Raw genomic sequence first — 20331 nt, 5'->3', positions numbered from 1 at the left:
CAACTGGGCTTGCGTGGAAGGGTGTTGCGACATGAGCGCCGCGGGCGCTAGCTGTCAAGAGGTTCCCGGCAACTTCGCCCCAAGGTGTGCATTTGGACTTGCGTGGATCGTTTCTGCACGGCAAGGACCGTGCAGTTCTTCCTACGCTCCAAGGGCGCCGCCCCGGCCCGCACCGGTGCCGATCAGGCCGACACACCGAGGTGAACGCGCCATGCCGCTTCCCGAAGTCCCGTACGCACACCCCCACTTAGTCGCCTACAGGGCCCACGGCCGGACCGTCCTCGAGCTGGCGGGTGAGATCGACATCGCCGCCGCGCTCGCCATCGGCCCGCGCCTCGACCGCATGACCGCGGTCCCCGAACCACTCGTCGTGCTCGACCTCACCCCGACGACGTTCTTCGACTGTTCCGGCCTGCGGATGCTGCATCGTGCACACCGCCGCATCACGGACCGCCACGGCGACCTGCGGATCGTCTGCCCGCACCGCCTCACCCGCCGCCTCATCGCGGCGGCCGGACCGTCCCGACTGCCCACCGTCCACACCACGCTGACCGCGGCCCTCCCACCGTCCCCGGCCGACCACGTAGGGCGCCCGACCCCGCCGCACCGCACGGGATGACCCGAACCCGACCGTCAGGCGCCGCCGGACGCCCCGAGCTCACGGGCCGAACGTGTCCGCGTACCGCCGCAGCCCCTCCACCGCCGCACCCACCGAACTCCCCGGCAACCGCAGCACGAACGACGTCACCCCTGCCTCCGCGAGCCGGCCGAGGTGGTCCCGATGCCGCTCCACCGGACCGCCCTCCACCGGCCACGCCCCCTCCGGCGTCTGCACCTGGACATCCACCCGAGCGCCCTCACCACGCGACGCCACCGCCGACTCCCGCACCGAGCGGATATGACGGGCCAGCTCGGCGACCGATGACAGAGCCGGTGTACGCGCCGTCCGCGCGACCTCCTCGGACACCATCATCGGACTCCAGCCCTGGTGCCGCGCGGCCCGCCGACGGGCGAGCGCACTGTTCCCGCCGATCCACAAGGGTGGCCCGCCGGCCTGCACGGGCGGCGGCACCTGAGCGACACCACTCGCCTCGAAATGCCTGCCGCGGTACGCGTACGGCGCCGTCGACCACACCCCGCGCAGCACCTCGGCAGCCTCGTCGAACAGGGCGTTGCGCTCGTCGAAGTCCACACCGAGCGACCGGAATTCGGACCGCAGATAGCCCGTGCCGGCCACCGCGGTGACCCGCCCGCCGGACAGGACGTCGACCGTCCCGAGCGCCTTCGCCGCCGCCAGCGGATTGTGGTAGGGCAGCACCAGGAGGTACGTCATCAGGCGGATCCGCTCGGTGGCCGCCGCACAGAACCCGAGCGCGGCGATGGCGTCGAACGTCGCATGCCCGCCCGCCTCCAGCCACTTCTGGGACGGAGCCGGATGCTCGGTGAAGGCGATCGCGTCGTAACCGCACTGCTCCGCGGCCCGCACGATCTCCAGAACTCCCGCGCCGCCGGCGATCGCCGGATCATGGCCGGGCGCGCTGATCGGGTACTCGACGGTGAACTGCAACGGCGGGCTCCTCGCGGCTCGGCGAATGGCCGGGGCGCCGTTGCGTCCGGGCCGGTGCGGCGGGCAGCGCCGCGACCCACCCGGGCCGCGGCCGGCACACCGTACGCGAACGGACCGCAAAGGTCACCGCACGAGGCGAAATCCGCCTGCCCGGCACTGCGGGCGACTGCGCACGCTCAGCGTCCCTTCCAGACCGGAGCCCGCTTCTCGAGGAACGCGGAGATCCCTTCCGCCAGGTCGTCGGAGGCCTCCACCGTGGCCACCGCTTCCGCTGTGGCGCGCCAGCCCAGCGCGTCCTCCGCGGTCAGCCACCGGTCCATGGCGGTCAGGCTCGCCCGCACCGCCACGGGTGCGTTCTCGGCGATCCTGGTTGCGAGCGCGACGGCCGTGTCCAGGGCCGCGCCCTCGGCGGTCAGCCGGTTCACCAGTCCTGCCGCGTGCGCGCGTTCCGCATCGAACGGGTCGCCGGTCAGGGCGAGTTCACGGGCAAGATTCACCGGCAGCGCCCGCGGCCCGCGGAACAGTCCGGCACAGGTGGCCACCAGGCCGCGGCTCACCTCGGGAAGCCCGAACACCGCGGTGGCCGAGGCGACCACCAGGTCGCAGGCCAGGACCAGTTCGAGCCCGCCGCCGAGCGCGGGGCCCTCCACGGCGGCGATCAGCGGAGTGGTGCGCCGACGGCGGATCAGCCCGTACGCGCCGCCCCGTTCCGTGACGTAGTCGCCGTTCGCCGTCAGATCGCTGCCCGCGGAGAAGACACCGTCCGATCCGGTCAGGACGCCGGCCCGCAGATCGGGGTCGTCGTCGAGGGTGTTGAACGCCTCGTCGAGGGCGTCGGCGAGCGCCCGGTCCACCGCGTTGCGCTTGTGCGCGCGGCACATCCGGATCACCAGTACGTGGCCGCGCCGCTCGGTACGGACCAGGGCGGACGCGGGCCCCGCGGATTCGACGGCCAAGACTGCCTCCCGATGTCGGGCCCACGGCGCGGTACAGCCGGGTTCGGCATGCCGGGGGCCGCAGCCGAACGTAGCGCAGACGTCACCGACACGTCCCACCGCGGGCCCCCGGGGCCGTGTCCGCGACGCCCTGCGCGGACACGGCCCGGCGCCCTCGGATCAGGGCGCGATACCGACACCCTCGATCCGCGACCACACCCTCTCCTGCGCCGCCGTCATCGCCGGCCATCGCAGACCGCCCGGCCGCGGATCGACCCGGGACGCGTAACTGCCGGGCCGGTAGCCGGAGTCGAAGAAGCAGCCGGTGCCGTACGTGGCGTCCGCATCGGTGCACCGCTCGGCCACCTGGCCCGGAACCGGCTTGCGCCCCGTGTCGACCCACGAGGCCAGCGACCGCACGGCGGCCGCGTACCCCGAGTCGCTCAGCGCACTGTGCTCGCTCTCCTTGGTGAACGTCTGCACCAGGTGCCGCCCCCGTCCCGCACCCTCGACCGAGGCCCGATACGCCGACTCGTGCTCGACGAACACCGTCGGGTCGTCGATCGCGTGCAGGGTCAGCACAGGCACCCGGATCCGGCCGGTGAGATCACTGTCGTAACTCAGATCCCGGCGGGCGGACGGATCCGCCGAGAAGCGCTGCACGCCCGCGTTGAGCGCGCGGTCGTCCGGCGAACCGGAGTAGCGCACCCCGCGATTCCCGAACGGATTCCGGCCGTCGAGGCGCTGGTGCACGATGTCCCGGAACGTGAACGTCGCGAAGTTCAGATGCGACACCAGCGTCCGCTCCGGCACCTGCACCACACCGAGAATGGCCGACAGGTTCCGCTGCTGACGTGCCGTGCGATCCTCGGGCTCGGACTCGACGCCCGTGCACTCCTGGACACGCGCCTTCAGATCGGCCGAGGTCATCGTGGAGTCGGCGGGCAGCCCCTGCCACAGCGGGTACTGCGGCTCGGACGGCCGCGGATGGTTGCCGCAGAAGTACTGGTAGACCACCCGCAGATCCACCCGGTAGTCGTAGCCCCGACTGGCGCCCGCGACCAGGCCGTTGGTGAGCAGCACGCCGTCGTACACCGGCCGCTCGCTCCGCGCGCCGTAGGTCTCCGCCGCCTTCGCCGCGACGTCGCCGCCCCAGGACTGGCCGTGCAGCAGCGTGCGGCCGGGCCGTGCGAAGTCCGTACGGAACAGGCGGCGCAGCCGCTCGGTGTCCGCGGCGGCCATCCGGGCGCCGTAGCCGCCCCGGCGGAACGAGGAACCGGCCCAGGCATAGCCCTCCTTGACCATCACGGACCAGCGCTCCAGGTCCTCCGCGCTGCGCTCGGGCCCGGGGGCCTCGAGGTCGGGTCCACCGTGCGCGTGCAGGACGAGGTCACCGTTCCACTTCTCGGGGACGGCGACGGTGTAGTGCGCGCCGTTCCTGTCCTGCCCGGCGTAGCAGGAGGCGAGCCCCCGGAGGTCGTCGGGGCAGGCCGCCGGGCGGGCGGACGACCCCTCGGCCGGCTTGACCGGTGGTGTGTCCGCCACCGGCCGCGCTCCCGTCGCCTCCTCACCGGCCCGGGCCGGTGAGGGGGCCGAGGTGAGACCGGTGAGCAGACCGGCGCCGAGGACGGCGGCGAGCAGGGCCCCCGTTGTCCGGCATCCGCGGCGGCGGACGACGGACGGTGACACCGGCCCAGGTCTGCGGTGCGGGGATCGGTCTTGCGGGTTCACGTGCGGGGTGCGCTCGGGCACGGCTGGCTCCTCGATTCGGCGGCTCCGGGGGAGTCCGCGGTCCCGCGCGGCCACCCCCTGGCGGGCCCGCGCCGCGTTCCGCATGTCCCTGCGGCGGCGCGGCGCGGGCCCGTACACGTCTTCACGTCCCGTTGGTGCGGTGACGCTAGCCAGCAGAGCGCCGCGAGCCGAGGTTGTGACCATAAAGTGCGCTGCGGCCGCGGTCGGCCGAACACTCGACCTCGACCTCACCATCAACCTGAACGTCAACTTGAGGTTCATGAACGACCCGTATCGCGCCGGATCCGCCCCCGACCCTCGTACGGCCCACTCGAACGAGCCCCGACCACCGACCCGGGCTCCAATGGACGAGTGACGGCGCCCCCGGACGACTGCCTCGCGCGCAACGAATGGATCTGTGGCGACTACCTCAGCAGCCGCCGCGAGATCCTCACCGACGCGGTCGTGCAACACCTCGAGCTGACGGGCCTCTCGGTGCTCATTGCCCTGGTCATCGCCGTGCCCCTGGCCGTACTCGCCCGCCGTCTGAGCGGCGCGGCCGGACCCGTCCTCGCACTCACCACGGTGCTCTACACGATCCCCTCGCTCGCGATGTTCTCGCTGCTCCTGCCCGTGTACGGACTTTCCTCCGCCCTCGTCGTGGCCGGACTCGTCCTGTACTCGCTCACCCTGCTCGTCCGGAACATCCTGGCCGGACTGCGTGCCGTCCCCGAGGAGACCCGGCAGGCCGCCAGGGGGATGGGCTACGGCCCCCTGCGCCTGCTCCTCACCGTCGAGATGCCGCTCGCCCTGCCCTCCGCCATGGCCGGCCTGCGCATCGCCACCGTGTCCGCGGTCTCGCTAGTCACCATCGGTGCGATCGTCGGTCACGGCGGACTCGGCAACCTGATCTACACCGGCATGAACACCTACTTCAAGGCGCAGGTCCTCACCGCATCCGTGCTCTGTGTGGTCATCGCCATCGCCGCGGACCTCCTGCTGCTTGGCCTGCAGCGCCTCCTCACCCCCTGGCAGCGCGCATGACGACCCTCTCCGACGCCTGGAAATGGCTCACCGACGGCGCGCACTGGTCCGGTGCCGACGGAATCTGGCACCGGCTCGTCGAACACCTCGTCCTCACCGTGGTCTGCCTGATCCTGAGCTGCCTGATCGCCCTGCCGATCGCCCTCGTCCTGGGCCACCTCGGCAAGGGCGGCGCACTGGCCGTCAACATCTCCAACGTCGGCCGAGCCGTCCCCACCTTCGCCGTCCTCGTCCTGCTCCTGCTCACCCCGCTCGGGCAGTACGCCGAGGGCCCCACCGTCGTGGCCCTCGTCCTGTTCGCCGTACCTCCGTTGCTCACCAACGCCTACGTCGGCATGCGCGGCGTCGACCGCGACGTGGTGCGGGCCGCGCGCGGCATGGGAATGACGGGCAGCCAGATGCTGTGGCGGGTCGAAGTCCCGCTCGCACGGCCGATGATCCTCAACGGCGTACGTATCGCCGCCGTACAGCTCGTCGCCACCGCCACCATCGCCGCCCTGGCCGGCGGCGGCGGGCTCGGCCGGATCATCACCGCCGGCTTCAACCTCGCCTCCACCCCGCAGGTGGTCGCCGGAGCCGTCCTGGTCGCCGCGTTCGCACTCCTCGTCGAGGGACTCTTCGAGATCGGCGAACGGCTGACCCCAGGCCGTCTGCGTGACAGGAGCACTCCGTGACACGGCGTCTCGCCGCACTCGCGGCCCTCCTGCTGCTGCTCGCCGGCTGCACCACAGGACCGTCCCTGGAGAACCAGGGCGAGGTCACCGCCCCGCCCGGCGACAGCCACCACCTGACCATCGGATCGGCCGGCTTCACCGAGAGCGACCTGCTCGCGCAGATGTATGCGCTGCTGCTGCGCAAGGCCGGTTACGACACCGAGATCCTGTCGGTCGCCAACCGCGAGCTGTACGAACCGGCCCTGGAATCCGGCCAGATCGACGTCGTCCCCGAGTACGCCGCCACCTTCGCCGACTGGCTGAACGCCAAGGCCAACGGAGCCGATGCCGACCCCGTCGGCTCACCCGACCTGGCCGCCACCATGTCCGCACTGCGGGAGCTGGCTGCCCCCCGCGGCCTCACCGTCCTCGACGCGGGCCGCGCCGTCGACCAGAACGCCTTCGCCGTGGACGCCGCCTTCGCCCGCAAGCACGGCCTGAAGACCCTCTCCGACCTCGGGGCCGCGAAGCTGCGCGTCCGCCTGGCCGCCGGCGACGAGTGCGTGGCCCGCCCGTACTGCCTGCCCGGCCTCCGGAAGGTCTACGGCATCGACGTCAGCGGCGTGGACCCCAAGGGCGTCGGCACCACGCAGGCGAAGAAGGCGGTGCAGAGCGGCCAGGACCAGATGGTCCTCACAACCACGACCGACGCCACCCTCGACGCGTTCGGCCTGGTCCTGCTCGAGGACGACAAGAAGCTGCAGAACGCCGACTATCTCGTTCCGGTCGTGAACCGCTCGCGGGCCGGCGGCCAACGGGTCGTCGACGCGCTCGGCGCCCTCAACCCGGTCCTCACCACCACCGACCTGGCCTCGCTCAACGAGCAGGTGGACAGCTGGCGGCGGCTGCCGGAGGACGTGGCCCGCAGCTACCTGGAGGACAAGGGCCTGCTCTGATTCCGCAGCCCGAACGCCAGGACCAGGCAACCGAACGACAGCGTCGCCGCCAGCGCCCGCACCGTGTTCCACGTCGTCCAGGCCGCCTCGTCGAGCTGGTCGCGCGCCGCCGCGGCGGCAGCGGCGTTCTCCGGCCGGCCGACCGCGCCGATGTCCTCGTTCAGAGGCAGATGCACACCGAAGGTGATCAGGGCGACCACCACATAACTCAGCAGTCCGCCGAGAATCCACCACAGCATCGCCCGCCGGCCGGTGCGCCACCGCAGCACCGCGCACAGCGCGATCAGCAGCGGCGCCACGGTGAACGCGCCCAGGAACAGGGGATTGTTGATCGCGTCATCCAACGACTGGAACGCCAGCACGAAGGTGCGGTCGTCGAGGTCGCCCAGACCGGGCATGATCGTGTTCGACCAGTCGGCGAAGACACCCGCGAGCAGTCCGGTCACGATGATCGACAGGAACAGGATCCCGTCCCGCGCCGCGCCGGTGTCGGCGCGCTGCGGGGTCGGGTACGCGGTGTTGTAGGTCATAGATCGAGTACAGCAGCGGGCAGGGGAGGCCGCCATGCGCTGCCGTCTCGAGGCCATACGCGTACGTCCACCGCCGCTCGGCGACTGCCGTGGGCGGTGACGTTCCGACGTCGCACGGCCGTCAGGCGTCCGCGACCGACTCGAAGTCGACCTCGTCGCGCGCCACGCCCTGCGCGTCCGCGTCCACCGAGCGCCGCAGCGCCTCGTGCAGCTTCGCCGGAGTCAGTACGCCGAGGAACCGAGCCCCGTCGAGCACGGCCACCCAGCCCGCGTCGTGCTGCAGCATCACACCGAACGCCTGCTTCAGGGGTGCACCCACGGGCACCCACGAGTTCATCCGGTGCGCCAGTTCACCGACCGTGCCTTCGGGCCCCGCGAGGGCCAGCTCGTCGAGGCCCGCCCAGCCGTGGAGCTCACCACCGGCGTCCAGTACGACCGCCCATCGGGCGCCCTCCGCACGCAGTCGGGCCGCCGCGGCGGAAGCCCGTTCGTCCTGACCGGCCACCGGCGGCTGATCCAGATCCTCCGGCTCGATCGCCGTCACCGACAGCCGCTTCAGCCCTCGGTCCGCTCCCACGAACTCGGCCACGTACGGCGTCGCGGGACTGCCGAGCACGGCACCGGGAGTGTCGAACTGCTCGATCCTGCCCTGCCCGTACACCGCGATCCGGTCACCGAGCCGGACCGCCTCCTCGATGTCGTGCGTGACCATGAGGACCGTCTTGCGGACGGCCGCCTGCATGCGCAGGAACTCGTCCTGCAACTGCTCACGCACCACGGGGTCGACCGCGCCGAACGGCTCGTCCATCAGCAGCACCGGCGGATCCGCGGCCAACGCCCGGGCCACCCCTACCCGCTGCCGCTGACCGCCCGACAACTGCGCCGGATAGCGGGAACCGTAGGTCTTCGGGTCGAGTCCCACGAGGTCGAGGAGTTCTGCCGCCCGGGCCTTCGCCTTCGCGCGTTTCCAGCCGACCAGGGCCGGCACCGTCGCCGTGTTGTCGAGGATCGTCCGGTGCGGGAACAGACCGACCTGCTGGATGACGTATCCGATGCGCCGGCGCAGCCGCACCGGGTCCACGCCCGAGATGTCCTCACCGTCGACCAGGATCCGGCCGCCGGTCGGCTCGATGAGCCGGTTGACCATCATCATCGTGGTGGTCTTGCCGCAGCCGGACGGGCCGACCAGCGTGACGAGTTCGCCCTCGCCCACCTCGAAGGACAAGTCGTCCACGGCCACGGTGCCGTCCGGATACCGCTTGCTGACCTGCTCGAACCGGATCACCCACTCAAGCTAAGCGGCGCCGCGGCCGTGCGCACACCGGCCGCACCTGGACGAGTCACCGCCCCGCGCGACGCCCCCGGGGGCCGCCCCGGCCGGTGTGATGGACTGGTCCGCCGACTGGACCGCCGCCGGCCGTCCGACGAATCCGCCCGTATCAGGAGCAGCCTTGACCACGTACCGGCAGCCAGGGGTCGTCCTCACCGACCGACACTTCACGGTGCCCCTCGACCACGCGCGTCCCGACGGCGAGCAGATCGAGCTGTACGCCCGTGAGGCCGTCGCGAGCGACAAGAGCGACACGGCCGTCGCCGGACTCCCGTGGCTCCTGTACCTGGAGGGCGGACCGGGCTTCGGCGCCCGCCGCTTCGTCGGCCGGCAGGCCTGGCTCGCCCGCGCCCTGAAGGAGTACCGCGTGCTCCTGCTCGACCAGCGCGGCACCGGCCGCTCGACCCCGGCCAACCGCCAGACCCTGCCGCTGCGCGGCGGACCGCGTGAACAGGCCGACTACCTCGCCCACTTCCGCGCGGACTCCATCGTGCGGGACTGCGAGACGATCCGGCCGCAGGTGACGGGCGGTGGCCCCTGGACCGTGCTCGGCCAGAGCTTCGGCGGCTTCTGCGTCACGCGCTATCTGTCCTCGGCGCCCGAGGGCCTGAACGCCGCCCTGTTCACCGGCGGTCTGCCGTCACTCGACGGCCACGCGGACGACGTCTACCGAGCCGCGTACCCGCGCATCGAACGCAAGGTCGCCGCCCACTACGCCCGCTACCCGCAGGACATCGCCCGCGCCCGCCGGATCGCCGAACACCTCGCGGAGCGCGGCCACGTCGTCCTGGGCGGCGGGTACAAGCTGACCGTCGAGGCCTTCCAGTCCCTCGGTATCCTGCTCGGCTCCGGCGAGGGCAGCCACCGCCTGCACTACCTGCTGGAGAACGCCTTCGTCAGCACGGCGGCCGGCGCCGAACTCGCCGACGGCTTCAAGGAAGCGGTCCACGCCCAGCTCTCGTACGCCGGCAATCCGCTGTACGCCCTGGTCCACGAGGCGATCTACGGCCAGGACGAGCGGCCCACCGCCTGGGCCGCCGAACGCGTACGTGCCGAGTTCCCGCAGTTCGACGCCGCCGCGACCCTGGCGGGCGACGGACCACTGCTGTTCACCGGCGAGTCCGTGCATCCGTGGGTCCTCGACTGCGACCCGTCCCTCGCGCCGCTGCGCGAGGCCGCCGAACTGCTGGCCGCCCGCACCGACTGGCCCCGCCTCTACGACGCCGACCTGCTCGCCGCGAACGAGGTCCCGGCCGCGGCCGCCGTCTACCACGACGACATGTACGTCGACACCGCCCATTCACTGCGTACGGCGCACACCATCAAGGGCCTGCGCCCCTGGATCACCAACGAGTACGAGCACGACGGCCTGCGCGCCGGCGGCCCTCACGTCCTGGACCACCTCCTCGACCTGGTCCACGACGCGTAAGGCGCCCCCACTCAGATCGTGGAGGGTGCGGCTGTCGGCCGGCCAGGGCCTCACCCGTACTGCGGGGCCGGAGGATCGGCCGGGCCCAGCCGGTCCTTCAGCCATCGGTCGTAGCTCTTCTGCCAGGCGCTCTTGCCGGCCTTCTCCAGGGTGGCGTTGACCACCCGCAGCAGGTCGTCCGTCCCGTGCTTGACGGCGACGCCGTAGGAGTCCTTGCCGATCTGCGGCCCGGCAAGGCGGGTGCCGTCCTCCTGGTCGGCCAGACCCGCGGCGAGCCCGCTGTCGGTCAGGACCGCATCCACCCGGGAGAGCTGAAGCAGCATCAGACAGTCCAGGGCGCCGGGCCGTGCCCGCATCCACGCGCCGTACTTCTCCTGGCCGTCGCCGCTCAGCAGCTCGTAACCGGTGGAGCCGTAGGCGGTGCACACCGTCTTGCCCTTCAGGGTGCGGTTGAAGCCGCTGATGTCGGAGTTCTGGGGGACAAGCACGCGCTGCCCGGTCTCGAAGTAGGGGCTCGAGAAGTCCACGGCCGGCTCCTCCGGGGTGCCCTCGAGGGACCGGCAGGTGATCGGCATGGCCTGCACCAGCACATCCACCTCGCCGTGTTCCAGAGCCTGTTGGCGGCGGTCGATCGGGACGGTGCGGAACTCCACCGCCTCGCTGTCGCCGAGCAGAGCGTCGGCCAACTGCTTGACGAGGTCGATGTCGAAGCCCTCCAGATCGCCCTTGGCGTTGCGGTGGCTCCACAGCTTGCTGTTCTGCGCCACCCCGGCGATCAGTTCGCCTCGTTCCTTGATCCTCTTGACGGCTGCTCCGTTCTGGCTGCCGCTCTCGGGGTCCGGGCTCACTCGGGTGTCGCAGTCTCCCTCGGCGGACGGTGGTTGCAGCGGTGCCTGGTCCGGCGCACCCGCCGGCGCCGCGGGCCGCGCTCCAGCCGTCGACGCCTGCTGGGGTGCGGCGCCGCTGACCGTGGGCACCGTCACCAGCGCGGCGGCGGCCAGCCACACCGCGGCCCACCCTCCGGCCAGGCGGCGCCGTACGCGCCGCGGCGCGTCGTCCCGTGCCGAACCGCCGGATCCCGCACCTGCGTTCGCCACTGCCGTCTCCTCCTTCATCCCGCCTCGCCCCCGGCCATCACCGGTACTCCGACAGCCGCTTGCCGACGCCCAGGATCACGCCGGCCACGCCGAGCAGGCACAGCACCGAACCACCGACAGGCAGCCCGGTGAGCGCGCCGCGTCCGTTCTCGGCCTGCTCCTGGAACTGCTGCTGCTCGTGGTCGAGCGCCGCGGCCAACTTGCGGTCCACGGCGGCGAAGCGGCGCTCGGTGGTGTCCTTGACGGTCCTGCCGTCGGCCTTCCCGCCGATGGTGTGGGCCAGGGCAGCCTCGTAGTCGCCCCGGTCGTCCTGCTTGCGGGCCCGGTCGTGGAGCTTCTTCCAGTCCTTCAGCTCCACCCAGGCGTCCGACACCAGATCCTGCCCGGCCTCGTCCTCGGCCTGCTGCTCGGAGCGCTGCATCAGTCGCTGCCCCTTGTCCTGGTCGTCCATGGCCCCCGCCCAGTAGTCGAATTCCTGGGAGTAGGCGGCGCCCTCCCCGCGCGCCACCAGGGCCATGTTCTCGTTCCCGCGGGCCTTCAGGCCGGCGATCCGGGTCTGGGTGAGCAGCTGCACCGAGGCCGAGCCGTGGGCGTCGGAGTCCTCGAGGGAGGAGCGAGCCATGGCATGACCTGCCGCCAGCCAGATCAACGAGACGAGCACCGCTCCGGCCGCCGCCACCAGCCCCAGGTTGAGCAGCCGGTTGGTGGCCAGGAAGAGCCGGTAGGAGCAGAAGCCGATCACCGCCAGGACGAGCAGCCCTGCACCGTAGGCGGCCCAGGGCGGCTCCGTGGCCTCGGCGCGGATCGCGGCCATCCGCCGGGTCTCCGCGTGGTACATGTCCTCGGCTGCCGGGAGCATGGTGGAGCGCATCTGCTCCGAGGCGTACCGCAGATAGGAGTTGCCGACCGGCTTGTTCTCCCGGTTGGCGGAGCGTGCCGCCTCCACCAGGCCTGTGTAGCCGGGCAGTTCCTTGTTCAGGATGGTGATCTGGCGCTGCGCGGCGAAGGAGTCCCCGGTGCGGGCCGCCGCCTTGGCGAGCAGCCGGGAAGCGGTGCGGATATTGGCCTCGTACGTGACGCGGTCCGTATGGGACTCCTCGATGCCCCGCAGGAAGCCCGCCGCCGCCGTGGCGTCCGCATCCGCCAGCGAACGGTAGATCTCCGCCGCGTCCGCGCTCAGCGGCGCGGACTGCTCCGCCACATTCCCGGCCGCCGTCTGACGCTCGTGCACCGACGTGGCCAACAGCGCTCCGAAGAGCACGGTCACCAGCGTCATGATCAGACCCGCGAGCCGTAGCCGGGCCGGTGGCGAGCCCGTCCCGACGACCCCCGACACCATGGAGGACGCGATCCGCATCCTCCCGCGCCGCCGTTCCGGAACAGCCTGCGCGGGCGGCCCCATCGGCTCCGACACCTGCACGGATGCGCCCGGTCCGGACGCGCCCCCCGTTTTCGTCGGCGTCACCACACCGGCGCCCTCCCCCATGTTGTTTGACAGTTCCCGCCAAGCTCCCCGCCCCGTACTGCAGTTGGGAACACTAGTGTGTCCACCCCGAAGGGCACTAGGCTGACGGGATGTCCACCGGGGGAGACAGAGCACACGTGTGGGATCGGCGCAGGTTCCTGGGAGTCATCGGCGCGGGGGCCTTGGTGCCTGCGTCCCTGACCGCTTGCGGCACCGACGGGGAACCGGGCCGGGCGAAGGCCGCGGCGCAGAAGGACCGGGGAACCATCACCATCGGTTACGTGGCCTGGGACGAGGACATCGCGGTCACCGAGCTGTGGAAGCAGCTCCTCGAGTCCAAGGGCTACCAGGTCGACGCCGTACAGAAGGACGCCGTTCCCGACCTGTTCCGCGGCGTGGCCGAGGACCGGTTCGACGTCTTCATGGACGCCTGGCTGCCGAGCGTCCACACCGAGCAGTGGGCGCAGTACGGCGGCTCGATGGTGGACCTCGGCCCGTGGTACGAACCCGGCGATCTGGGCCTGGCCGTGCCCGACTACGTCGATGAGGTCGAGTCCCTGGTCGATCTGCCGGAGCACGCCGACCTCTTCGACGGGACGATCGTCGGCATCGAGCCGACCGCGGGTGAGACCCGAACCATCGACAAGTCGGTGATCCCGGAGTACGGACTGACCGGCAGATACCGCCAGAAGGCCAAGGACACCGGGACCATGCTGCAGGCCCTGGACACCGCCTACGCCGCGAAGCGCCCGGTCCTGGTGAGCATGTGGCGCCCGCACTGGGCGTTCTCCAAGTACGACATCCGCTACCTCGACGACCCCGCCGACGCCTTCGGCGACCCCGACAAGCTCCACACGGTCGTCTCCCGGAAGTTCCACGGCCGACGCGACAACGAAGCACTGGAGTGGATGCGGAACTTCCGCGTGACGCCGGATCAACTGCAGGGGCTGGAGGCCGCGATCCAGGACGCCGGCGGCGCGGACCACAAAACCGGCGCGGTGGAGACCTGGATCGGCGACAACGAACCCCTCGTCAAGCAGTGGCTCCCGATCTGAGTCGAGCTGGGCCGAACTGACCCTTCGGGCTTGGCCGGTTACGCCTCAGCCCCGGCGCCGGGGGCTTGCCCACCGGCCCCTGAGGGGTCCACAGAGCAGGGCAACGCGGCATAATCTGCCCCCATGACGGACCAACTCGCCCCCATGCCAGAGGACTGGCACCGCGCGCTCGCGGTTGTCGCCCACCCCGACGACCTGGAGTACGGCTGCGCAGGCGCCATCGCCGGCTGGACCGACGGCGGCCGCGAGGTCTCCTACCTCCTCGCCACCCGCGGCGAGGCCGGCATCGACGTCATCGACCCGAAGACCTGCGCCCCGGTGCGGGAACGCGAACAACGCGCCAGCGCGGCCGTCGTAGGCGTGTCGAACGTGGAGTTCCTCGACCACCGCGACGGTGTGATCGAGTACGGCCCCGCGCTGCGCCGCGACATCGCCGCCGCGATCCGCCGCCACCGCCCGGAACTGATCATCACGCTCAACCACCGCGAGACCTTCGGCGGCGTCTACTGGAACACCCCCGACCACGTCGCGGTCGGCCGCGCCACCCTGGACGCGGCGGCCGACGCGGGGAATCGGTGGATCTTCCCGGAACTCGTCGAACAGGGTCTGGAACCCTGGAACGGCGTCCGCTGGGTAGCTGTCGCCGCTTCCTCGAACCCCACCCACGCGGTGGCCGCCGAACCCGGCTTCGAGCGCGCCGTCCGCTCCCTGCTCGAGCACCGCGCCTACATCGAGGCACTCACCGACGAACAACCCGAGGCCTACGTACGGCAGTTCCTCACCGAGACCACGGCGGACTCGGCGGAACAGTTCGGCGGCACACCTGCGGTGACGTTCGAACTCTTCGGCCGCTGAGGGGCGTCCGCACGGGGACGGGCGCGGCTGTCCCCGTGCTTTCCGCTACTGCCCGGTGCCGGTGCCGGTGCCGGTGCCGGTTCCGATGGTGCGGCTGCGTCCACGGAATTCGGCGATGACTGTCGTGCCGCGGAGGACGGTCACGTCATAGATTCCGCTGCGGCCGAATCGGGAGCGTTCGGCGGCGGCTGCGGTCAGTACGTCACCTTCCTTCGCGGGAGCGGTGAAGGTGACGTCCGCACCCGCCGCGACGGTGACCGGGCCGTGGCTGTTGCAGGCGCAGGCGAACGCCGTGTCGGCCAGAGCGAAGATGTAGCCGCCGTGGGCCGTGCCGTGACCGTTGGTCATGTCAGCCGTCACCGTCATCCGAACCAGGGCCGTGCCGGCCGCGATCTCCAGGAGCTCGATACCCATGCCATGCGAAGCCTTGTCGGCGGCGAACATCTGGCGCGCGGCATCGGTTCCCGGGTTCGGATCCTCGCTCACAGGGCTGCCTCCGTGGTGTCGTCGACGCGTCGGTCCACCGTAATGGCCGGCGATGGCGGGGAAACACGCGGTTGCCGTTACGTGCGGCGAGAGCCGGCGGCGTGACCGTTCCGCCCGGCCGTGTCCGATGAGCTCGGCCACGTACCCGGCGGGGACGAAGGTACCGGCCGTCGCGAGGGTGGGTCGCTCGGTGTCTCCGAAGGGCCGTTTCAGCCGTTCGCTGCTCCCTTCGTACGGGGCGGACTCATGCCGAGTCGTTGCATGAGGAAGGTCAGCCAGAAGGTGGTGTGCAGGATCGCTTCGGATCGACCTGAGGCCATGCCGTGTCCGACGCCGTCCCAGATGCGCACGAGGGCCCAGGCGTCGGGACCGGTCACGGCCTGGATCCGCGCCACAGCCTTGCGGATCTGACCGGGAGGGCATGCCGAATCGATGGCGCCGGCGTGGACGTAGAGCCAGGGGTAGCGGCCGTCGTCATCGACCAGTTGATACGGCGACATCCCCGCCAACCGGCGGACTTCCTCCGGGCTCTCGAAGCTGCCGAACTCCTGCGAGATGGCGAATTTGCCGTACGGGTCACGGTGGCCGCCGACCAGGTCGAGAATCGGGCACTGCGAGACGACGGCTGCCCACAGATCGGGACGCTGGGCGAAGGCCGCGCCCGCCATGATGCCCCCGTTGCTCCACCCGGTGACCGCGAGCAGGTCGGTGGTCGTCACGCCGGTGGCGAGAAGGTGCTCGGCGATGGCGTACAGGTCGTCGTAGCTGGTCTGCTTCTCACCGGCCTGTCCGGCGGCGCCCCAGCCGCTTCCCAGATCGCTGCCTCCTCGCTGGTGCGAGATGACGAGGGCTCCGCCGGAGGCGACGAAGGCACCCACCGGGCCCGGGTACTGCGGCGGCCAGGCCACCTGGCCGCCACCGTAGGCGGTGATCAGGGTCGGCAACGGTTCCTCGCCGCTCGCTCCCGCGGGCAGGACGAGGTGGTACGGAACCCGGGTGCCGTCGCGGGAGTCGGCCCAGCGCAGCGACACCGAGGTCCCCGGCAAGGTGGCGCGCGGCGGCTGCAGGGTCTCCAACCGCCGCGACCCCAGGCGGTAGCGGTACAGGCCGGGGGAGGACTGCGGGGTCGAGTGGACGAAGACGAACTCGTCCGGGTGGCCGTCGGGTGTCAGCGCGTTGTGCGGGAGCGCGTCATTGGGGAAGGCGCCCGGCCCGGGCAGGGGTACGGATTCCAGCTCGGCTCCGTTGCGGTCGAAGACCCAGGCCCGCGCTTCGGTGTCCACGGACCCGGTGACGACGAGGCGTCCGCCGACCAGACGCACGTGGCTCAGTACCCGCTCCGACTCCGGTACGACCTCCTGCCAGGTGGACGGGTCGCCGGGCGTGGGGCTGTCGAAGTCGACGGCCACCAGTCGGCCCCGGGGCGCGCCCTGGCTCGTGACGGCGACGTAGCGGTCGCCGTCGATCACGCCGACCATCGTGGTGTCGACATCCTGTACGAAGGGACGCCAGGTGCGCGCCGGGAGGTCGCAGACGTATCGCGGCAGGGCCCACACGCTGGTGGCGACGGCGTACCGGCCCGCTGGGTCCACTTGCACGAGCGGGACATCGGGGGCGTCCACCGGTTCCGGGGTGTCAGGGGTGTCGGTGCCGACACGGTGGTAGTACACGGGAAAGGCGTAGGCATCGCCCACCGCGGCGAAGAAGAATCCGGCGCTGTCGGGCGTCCACTGCGGGACTGACAGCCGGCCGAGGAGGGGATGCGGGATGTGGTCCGCCAGCCGTTCCGCGGAGTCGGTGGCGTACAAGCGGAGTTCGCAGAGTTCCCCGCCGTCCGGGGAGACCCCCAGGGCGACCATGGTGCCGTCGGGGGAGGGGGCGATCCAGGAGACGCTCGCGGTCCCGTCCTGCCGAGGGTCGTACACGACCCTGCCGTCATCCTCGAGGGAACGGGAGACGCGTACGACTGCGGCCTCCGGGTAGGTACGGCCGTCCTCGAGGGGAGCGCGGTCGAGGCGGAACCAGCGTCCGCCGGCGAAGACCGGGGTGGGGTCGACCATCCAGTGCGGTGAACCGTTGCCGTCCGCGGTGCAGTGGTCGACCAGTTCCAGCAAGCGCGGGAAGTGCGGCCAGTGCGAGATGTTCCGATCGGTGAGGAGGTTCTGCGCCTGCTGCCAGGCCCGCGTTTCGTCCGAGTCGGCTTCCAGCCACCGATAGGGGTCGGGAAAGCTGACGCCGCAGACGGTCTCCTGTTCGTCCTCGATGCGGGCGGCGGGATAGTCGAGTGGTCGTTTCATGGATCGGTGTGCCTCCTCTGGAACACGCCCCGACGCCCCTGGCATCCGCGGCCGTGGGCATGTGCGTGCTCGCCCCCGTATCGGACAAGGTTCGGAGAGAAAACGCCCCTTCGCGCCCCAGGTGAAAAGAGAACGCGGAGGTGCTGTTCGCCTCGGTTGAAACGCTACGCACGCCAGAGATTCCTCGTCCCGCGACACGTGTCGCGCGCTCCGTCCCGCCCGCGCGACATCCGTCCCGCTTCCGCGTGAAGTGATCGTGTGCAACAGCAGCGCTCGCGGCCGGATGTGCCGTGCTGTGCGGAGTTCCGCGGATGCGAGAACGCAGAGGGAGTACGTGACCGATGAGTAGCGCCGCCGCGCGGGGTCCTTCCCGGTGAGGCGCAAGCACACGGATGGGAACAGCGCATGGGACAGCTGGTCGTGGTCAATTTCGTATCGCTGGACGGGGTCATGCAGTCGGTGCTGTCGGCCGGCGAGGACCGGGACGGTGGGTTCGATCAGGGCGGATGGGTGCTGCCCTACGTGGACGAGACGGTGGAGCGGTTCATGGGCGAGGCGACGGCCGGTGCCGGGGCGCTGCTCCTGGGGCGAAGGACCTACCAGATCTTCGCCGGGACGTGGCGGTATGCCGGTATGAGCGATCCCGCGCTGGCGGCGATGGACGCGATGCCCAAGTACGTGGCCTCTCGCACGCTCAGGGACCCGGGGTGGGCGAACTCCAGAGTCCTGGGCGATGACTTGGCGAGCGAGGTCGGCCGGATCAAAGGCGGGTCCGAGGGCGAGACGGTGGTGTTGGGCAGTGGGGGGCTGGTGGGTTCCTTGATGGAGTACGACCTCGTCGACGAGTTCCGGTTGCTGGTCTTTCCGCTCGTCCTGGGCAGCGGAAAGCAGCTCTTCGGTGGCGGTACGAGTCCGTGCCGGCTGACGCTGACCGCCTCACGGTCGACCCCGTCGGGTGTCCTGATCAACACGTACCGCCCTCGTGGTGCGGGCTGAGGGCTGAGCGCTGAGGGCTTCTTGTGTATCGCCCCTGCCGGTAAACTGACGCAACGTCAGAATTGGGGAGAGGGCCGTATGTTCGACACCACGAGCACCGAGGTCGCACCCGGTGAGGAGCGTATTCGGCTCGACGTCGAGGACGGACTCGCCGTGGTCACTCTGTGCCGGCCGCGCACCCTGAACGGCTGGAGTTGGGAGTCCACCAGGCAGCTGGGCCTGGTCGCGGACCGGATCCGCTTCGACGACGCGGTGCGGGCCGTACTGCTCCGGGCCGAGGGGCGGTCGTTCTGTGCGGGCATCGACGTCACGGCCCCGGGTGGCGACATCACCGGCCGTTCGGGGGCTGAGCGCATACGCAACTACCAGGAGGGGCTGCGCTGGGCTCACGAGAGGTTCCGTGCTTTCGCTCGCCTTCCGCAGCCCGTCGTGGCTGCCGTGCAGGGCTATTGCCTCGGCTTCGGGTTCGAGCTCGCGTTGCTCGCCGACATCCGGATCGCCGCACAGGATGCTGTATTCGCTTTGCCCGAGGCGCAGTTGGGGGTGGCCGTCGACGCGGGCGGCGACCTGAGGATCGCCCGCGACGCGGGCGCAGGCTGGGCGAAGTTCCTCGCGCTGACCGGCCGCCGTATCGATGCCTCTGTCGCCGACCGGCTCGGACTCCTGCAACTGGTCACCGAGGAAGACGAACTGGAGCACCAGGCGCGGGTCGTAGCCTCGCAGGTCGCGGCCAACGCCCCCTTGGCGGTACAGGGAATCAAGCGCGACATCGACGCCTTCGTCGACGCCGGACTCGACGAAGCCCTGCGGCACACCGCAGCCACCGCCGCTGTCACCCTCGCCTCCGACGACATCCGCGAGGGGTACGCGGCGAAGGCGGCGCGTCGCAGCGCGACGTTCGAGGGCCGGTGACCCGGCACCGACCTCGAACTCCCAGCTCCTCAACCGCCGTTCGCGCCGAACTCATCGAGCCCCAACTGCTCCCGCACGGTCGTCACGGGTGGCGCGACGACGTGGCGGCGCTGCCAGTTCGCGCCGTCCACCACCAGTGTGTGACCCGAGATGAAGCGGGCGAAGGGTGAAGCCAGGAAGGTTGCCGCCCAGCCGAGTTCGCGTGGTGAGCCCACCCGGAGTGCGGGCTGCAGCCCGTCCTTGTCGTGCTCCGTGCGCCCGAGTTGGGTGCTGATGGCCGACGTCATGTCGGAGTGCGGCATCAGCCCCGGCACCAGGCCGTTGACCTGGATCCCGTGCGGCCCCCACTCCACGGCCAGTGTCTCCACAAGGTTCTGCACGCCGGCCTTCGCTGCCGCGCTGTGTGCGAAGCCGGGGCCGCCGGTCCAGGCGTAGGAGGCCCCGACGTTCACGATCGAACCGGGCGTGCCGGCCCTGAGATGGCGGCGGGCGAACTCACGGCTCATCAGGAAGGTGCCGTTCAGGGTGATGTCGACGACCGTGCGCCACGCATTGGGCGACATCTCCTCCGCCGGAACGGGGAAGTTGGCGGCCGCGTTGTTCACCACAACGCCCGGCAGGCCGCACTCGGCCTCCGCGACATCGAAGGCTTCCGCGATACGCCCGGGATCCCGGATGTCGCAGGCTGCGGTGACGACGCGTCTGCCGAGTGCCGCCAACTCCTCCTGGGCTGCGCTGAGATGACCGGCCTTGCGGCTCACCAGCACCAGTGTGGCCCCGAGCCGCGCGAACTCCGATGCCATCGCCTTGCCGAGTCCCGTGCCCCCGCCGGTCACCAGGACCACTGATCCGTCGTACGTGCCGGGCGGGAGCGCGGCGGCGCCGAGCGGGGGAGGAGCGGGAAGCCCGCGGGCTCGTGATCGTGAAGGGTCCGTCATGGCCGCCATCCCTACCCGCTGCGGGCCGAATCCGCCATGGGTACGGCTCACCGCA

General features: G+C 71.0%; 19 protein-coding genes. 9 read left to right on the top strand and 10 right to left on the bottom strand.

Annotation, left to right across the window (positions count from 1 at the left end):
* The first annotated feature begins 211 nt into the window (after window positions 1–211).
* Window positions 212–619, top strand: coding sequence for an STAS domain-containing protein (locus DSC45_RS29910; RefSeq protein ID WP_119295113.1), 408 nt, complete (start codon window positions 212–214; stop codon window positions 617–619).
* A 39-nt stretch (window positions 620–658) separates the two neighbouring features.
* On the opposite strand, the gene DSC45_RS29905 is transcribed toward DSC45_RS29910, so the two are convergent.
* From DSC45_RS29905 to DSC45_RS29895, 3 genes are all read right to left on the bottom strand, one after another.
* Window positions 659–1567, bottom strand: coding sequence for a TIGR03619 family F420-dependent LLM class oxidoreductase (locus DSC45_RS29905; protein ID WP_119295112.1), 909 nt, complete (start codon window positions 1565–1567; stop codon window positions 659–661).
* Window positions 1568–1743: 176 nt separating this feature from the next.
* Entirely contained in the window at window positions 1744–2523 is a 780-nt protein-coding gene (locus DSC45_RS29900) for an enoyl-CoA hydratase-related protein (RefSeq protein ID WP_240434923.1), read from the bottom strand.
* 159 nt (window positions 2524–2682) lie between these two features.
* Complete coding sequence (locus DSC45_RS29895; RefSeq protein WP_119295111.1) at window positions 2683–4191, bottom strand: alpha/beta hydrolase; 1509 nt, start codon at window positions 4189–4191, stop codon at window positions 2683–2685.
* Between the two features lie 414 nt (window positions 4192–4605).
* On the opposite strand from DSC45_RS29895, the gene DSC45_RS29890 reads away from it, so the two are divergent.
* The 3 genes from DSC45_RS29890 to DSC45_RS29880 are packed head-to-tail and all read left to right on the top strand — an operon-like array spanning window position 4606 to window position 6886.
* Window positions 4606–5277 (top strand): ABC transporter permease, encoded by a 672-nt coding sequence (locus DSC45_RS29890; RefSeq protein ID WP_119295110.1) that lies wholly within the window; start codon window positions 4606–4608, stop codon window positions 5275–5277.
* On the top strand, window positions 5274–5951 hold the full coding sequence (locus tag DSC45_RS29885; protein WP_119295109.1) for an ABC transporter permease: 678 nt from the start codon (window positions 5274–5276) through the stop codon (window positions 5949–5951). The genes DSC45_RS29890 and DSC45_RS29885 overlap by 4 nt, the downstream gene beginning before the upstream one ends.
* Complete coding sequence (locus DSC45_RS29880; protein WP_119295108.1) at window positions 5948–6886, top strand: ABC transporter substrate-binding protein; 939 nt, start codon at window positions 5948–5950, stop codon at window positions 6884–6886. The genes DSC45_RS29885 and DSC45_RS29880 overlap by 4 nt, the downstream gene beginning before the upstream one ends.
* On the opposite strand, the gene DSC45_RS29875 is transcribed toward DSC45_RS29880, so the two are convergent.
* A complete protein-coding gene (locus DSC45_RS29875) occupies window positions 6859–7416 on the bottom strand; it encodes an anthrone oxygenase family protein (protein WP_162929389.1) in 558 nt (185 codons plus the stop codon). The genes DSC45_RS29880 and DSC45_RS29875 overlap by 28 nt on opposite strands.
* 121 nt (window positions 7417–7537) lie before the next feature.
* Window positions 7538–8701: an ABC transporter ATP-binding protein gene (locus DSC45_RS29870; RefSeq protein ID WP_119295106.1), complete on the bottom strand. Its 1164-nt coding sequence runs from the start codon at window positions 8699–8701 to the stop codon at window positions 7538–7540.
* A gap of 166 nt (window positions 8702–8867) precedes the next feature.
* Here DSC45_RS29870 and DSC45_RS29865 point away from each other — a divergent pair, with 166 nt between their 5' ends.
* A complete protein-coding gene (locus DSC45_RS29865; protein WP_240434922.1) occupies window positions 8868–10175 on the top strand; it encodes an alpha/beta fold hydrolase in 1308 nt (435 codons plus the stop codon).
* A 50-nt stretch (window positions 10176–10225) separates the two neighbouring features.
* On the opposite strand, the gene DSC45_RS29860 is transcribed toward DSC45_RS29865, so the two are convergent.
* Window positions 10226–11272, bottom strand: coding sequence for a transporter substrate-binding domain-containing protein (locus DSC45_RS29860; RefSeq protein WP_162929388.1), 1047 nt, complete (start codon window positions 11270–11272; stop codon window positions 10226–10228).
* Between the two features lie 37 nt (window positions 11273–11309).
* Complete coding sequence (locus tag DSC45_RS29855; protein WP_119295103.1) at window positions 11310–12629, bottom strand: hypothetical protein; 1320 nt, start codon at window positions 12627–12629, stop codon at window positions 11310–11312.
* A 293-nt stretch (window positions 12630–12922) separates the two neighbouring features.
* On the opposite strand from DSC45_RS29855, the gene DSC45_RS29850 reads away from it, so the two are divergent.
* Complete coding sequence (locus DSC45_RS29850) at window positions 12923–13792, top strand: glycine betaine ABC transporter substrate-binding protein (protein WP_162929387.1); 870 nt, start codon at window positions 12923–12925, stop codon at window positions 13790–13792.
* Window positions 13793–13915: 123 nt separating this feature from the next.
* Window positions 13916–14647, top strand: a complete 732-nt coding sequence (locus DSC45_RS29845) for a PIG-L deacetylase family protein (RefSeq protein WP_119295101.1) — start codon at window positions 13916–13918, stop codon at window positions 14645–14647.
* A gap of 45 nt (window positions 14648–14692) precedes the next feature.
* Here DSC45_RS29845 and paaI read toward each other — a convergent pair whose 3' ends face one another.
* Both paaI and DSC45_RS29835 read right to left on the bottom strand, forming a co-directional pair.
* Entirely contained in the window at window positions 14693–15091 is a 399-nt protein-coding gene (gene paaI / locus DSC45_RS29840) for a hydroxyphenylacetyl-CoA thioesterase PaaI (RefSeq protein ID WP_119295142.1), read from the bottom strand.
* 251 nt (window positions 15092–15342) lie between these two features.
* Window positions 15343–17430, bottom strand: coding sequence for a prolyl oligopeptidase family serine peptidase (locus tag DSC45_RS29835; RefSeq protein WP_162929386.1), 2088 nt, complete (start codon window positions 17428–17430; stop codon window positions 15343–15345).
* 405 nt (window positions 17431–17835) lie between these two features.
* Here DSC45_RS29835 and DSC45_RS29830 point away from each other — a divergent pair, with 405 nt between their 5' ends.
* Both DSC45_RS29830 and DSC45_RS29825 read left to right on the top strand, forming a co-directional pair.
* Window positions 17836–18426 carry a dihydrofolate reductase family protein gene (locus tag DSC45_RS29830; protein ID WP_119295099.1) on the top strand — a complete coding sequence of 197 codons (591 nt, stop codon included), beginning with the start codon at window positions 17836–17838 and terminating at the stop codon, window positions 18424–18426.
* A gap of 78 nt (window positions 18427–18504) precedes the next feature.
* Window positions 18505–19338, top strand: a complete 834-nt coding sequence (locus tag DSC45_RS29825) for an enoyl-CoA hydratase/isomerase family protein (protein ID WP_119295098.1) — start codon at window positions 18505–18507, stop codon at window positions 19336–19338.
* A 29-nt stretch (window positions 19339–19367) separates the two neighbouring features.
* Here DSC45_RS29825 and DSC45_RS29820 read toward each other — a convergent pair whose 3' ends face one another.
* Window positions 19368–20276, bottom strand: coding sequence for an SDR family oxidoreductase (locus DSC45_RS29820; protein WP_119295097.1), 909 nt, complete (start codon window positions 20274–20276; stop codon window positions 19368–19370).
* Window positions 20277–20331: the final 55 nt, after the last annotated feature.

Origin of the sequence: Streptomyces sp. YIM 130001 (assembly GCF_003574445.1) — a bacterium.
Lineage (GTDB): Bacteria > Actinomycetota > Actinomycetes > Streptomycetales > Streptomycetaceae > Streptomyces.
The sequence above is the reverse complement of the archived record's forward strand: the minus strand, read 5'-3'. Positions and strand labels throughout refer to the sequence as shown.

What these genes read in the sequence shown, in the direction of transcription:
- paaI (WP_119295142.1), bottom strand. Translation starts at nt 15,091, where the DNA reads ATGTTCGCCGCCGACAAGGCTTCGCATGGCATGGGTATCGAGCTCCTG.
- DSC45_RS29910 (WP_119295113.1), top strand. Translation starts at nt 212, where the DNA reads ATGCCGCTTCCCGAAGTCCCGTACGCACACCCCCACTTAGTCGCCTAC.
- DSC45_RS29885 (WP_119295109.1), top strand. Translation starts at nt 5,274, where the DNA reads ATGACGACCCTCTCCGACGCCTGGAAATGGCTCACCGACGGCGCGCAC.
- DSC45_RS29845 (WP_119295101.1), top strand. Translation starts at nt 13,916, where the DNA reads ATGACGGACCAACTCGCCCCCATGCCAGAGGACTGGCACCGCGCGCTC.
- DSC45_RS29820 (WP_119295097.1), bottom strand. Translation starts at nt 20,276, where the DNA reads ATGACGGACCCTTCACGATCACGAGCCCGCGGGCTTCCCGCTCCTCCC.
- DSC45_RS29835 (WP_162929386.1), bottom strand. Translation starts at nt 17,430, where the DNA reads ATGAAACGACCACTCGACTATCCCGCCGCCCGCATCGAGGACGAACAG.
- DSC45_RS29875 (WP_162929389.1), bottom strand. Translation starts at nt 7,416, where the DNA reads ATGACCTACAACACCGCGTACCCGACCCCGCAGCGCGCCGACACCGGC.
- DSC45_RS29855 (WP_119295103.1), bottom strand. Translation starts at nt 12,629, where the DNA reads ATGCGGATCGCGTCCTCCATGGTGTCGGGGGTCGTCGGGACGGGCTCG.
- DSC45_RS29830 (WP_119295099.1), top strand. Translation starts at nt 17,836, where the DNA reads ATGGGACAGCTGGTCGTGGTCAATTTCGTATCGCTGGACGGGGTCATG.
- DSC45_RS29825 (WP_119295098.1), top strand. Translation starts at nt 18,505, where the DNA reads ATGTTCGACACCACGAGCACCGAGGTCGCACCCGGTGAGGAGCGTATT.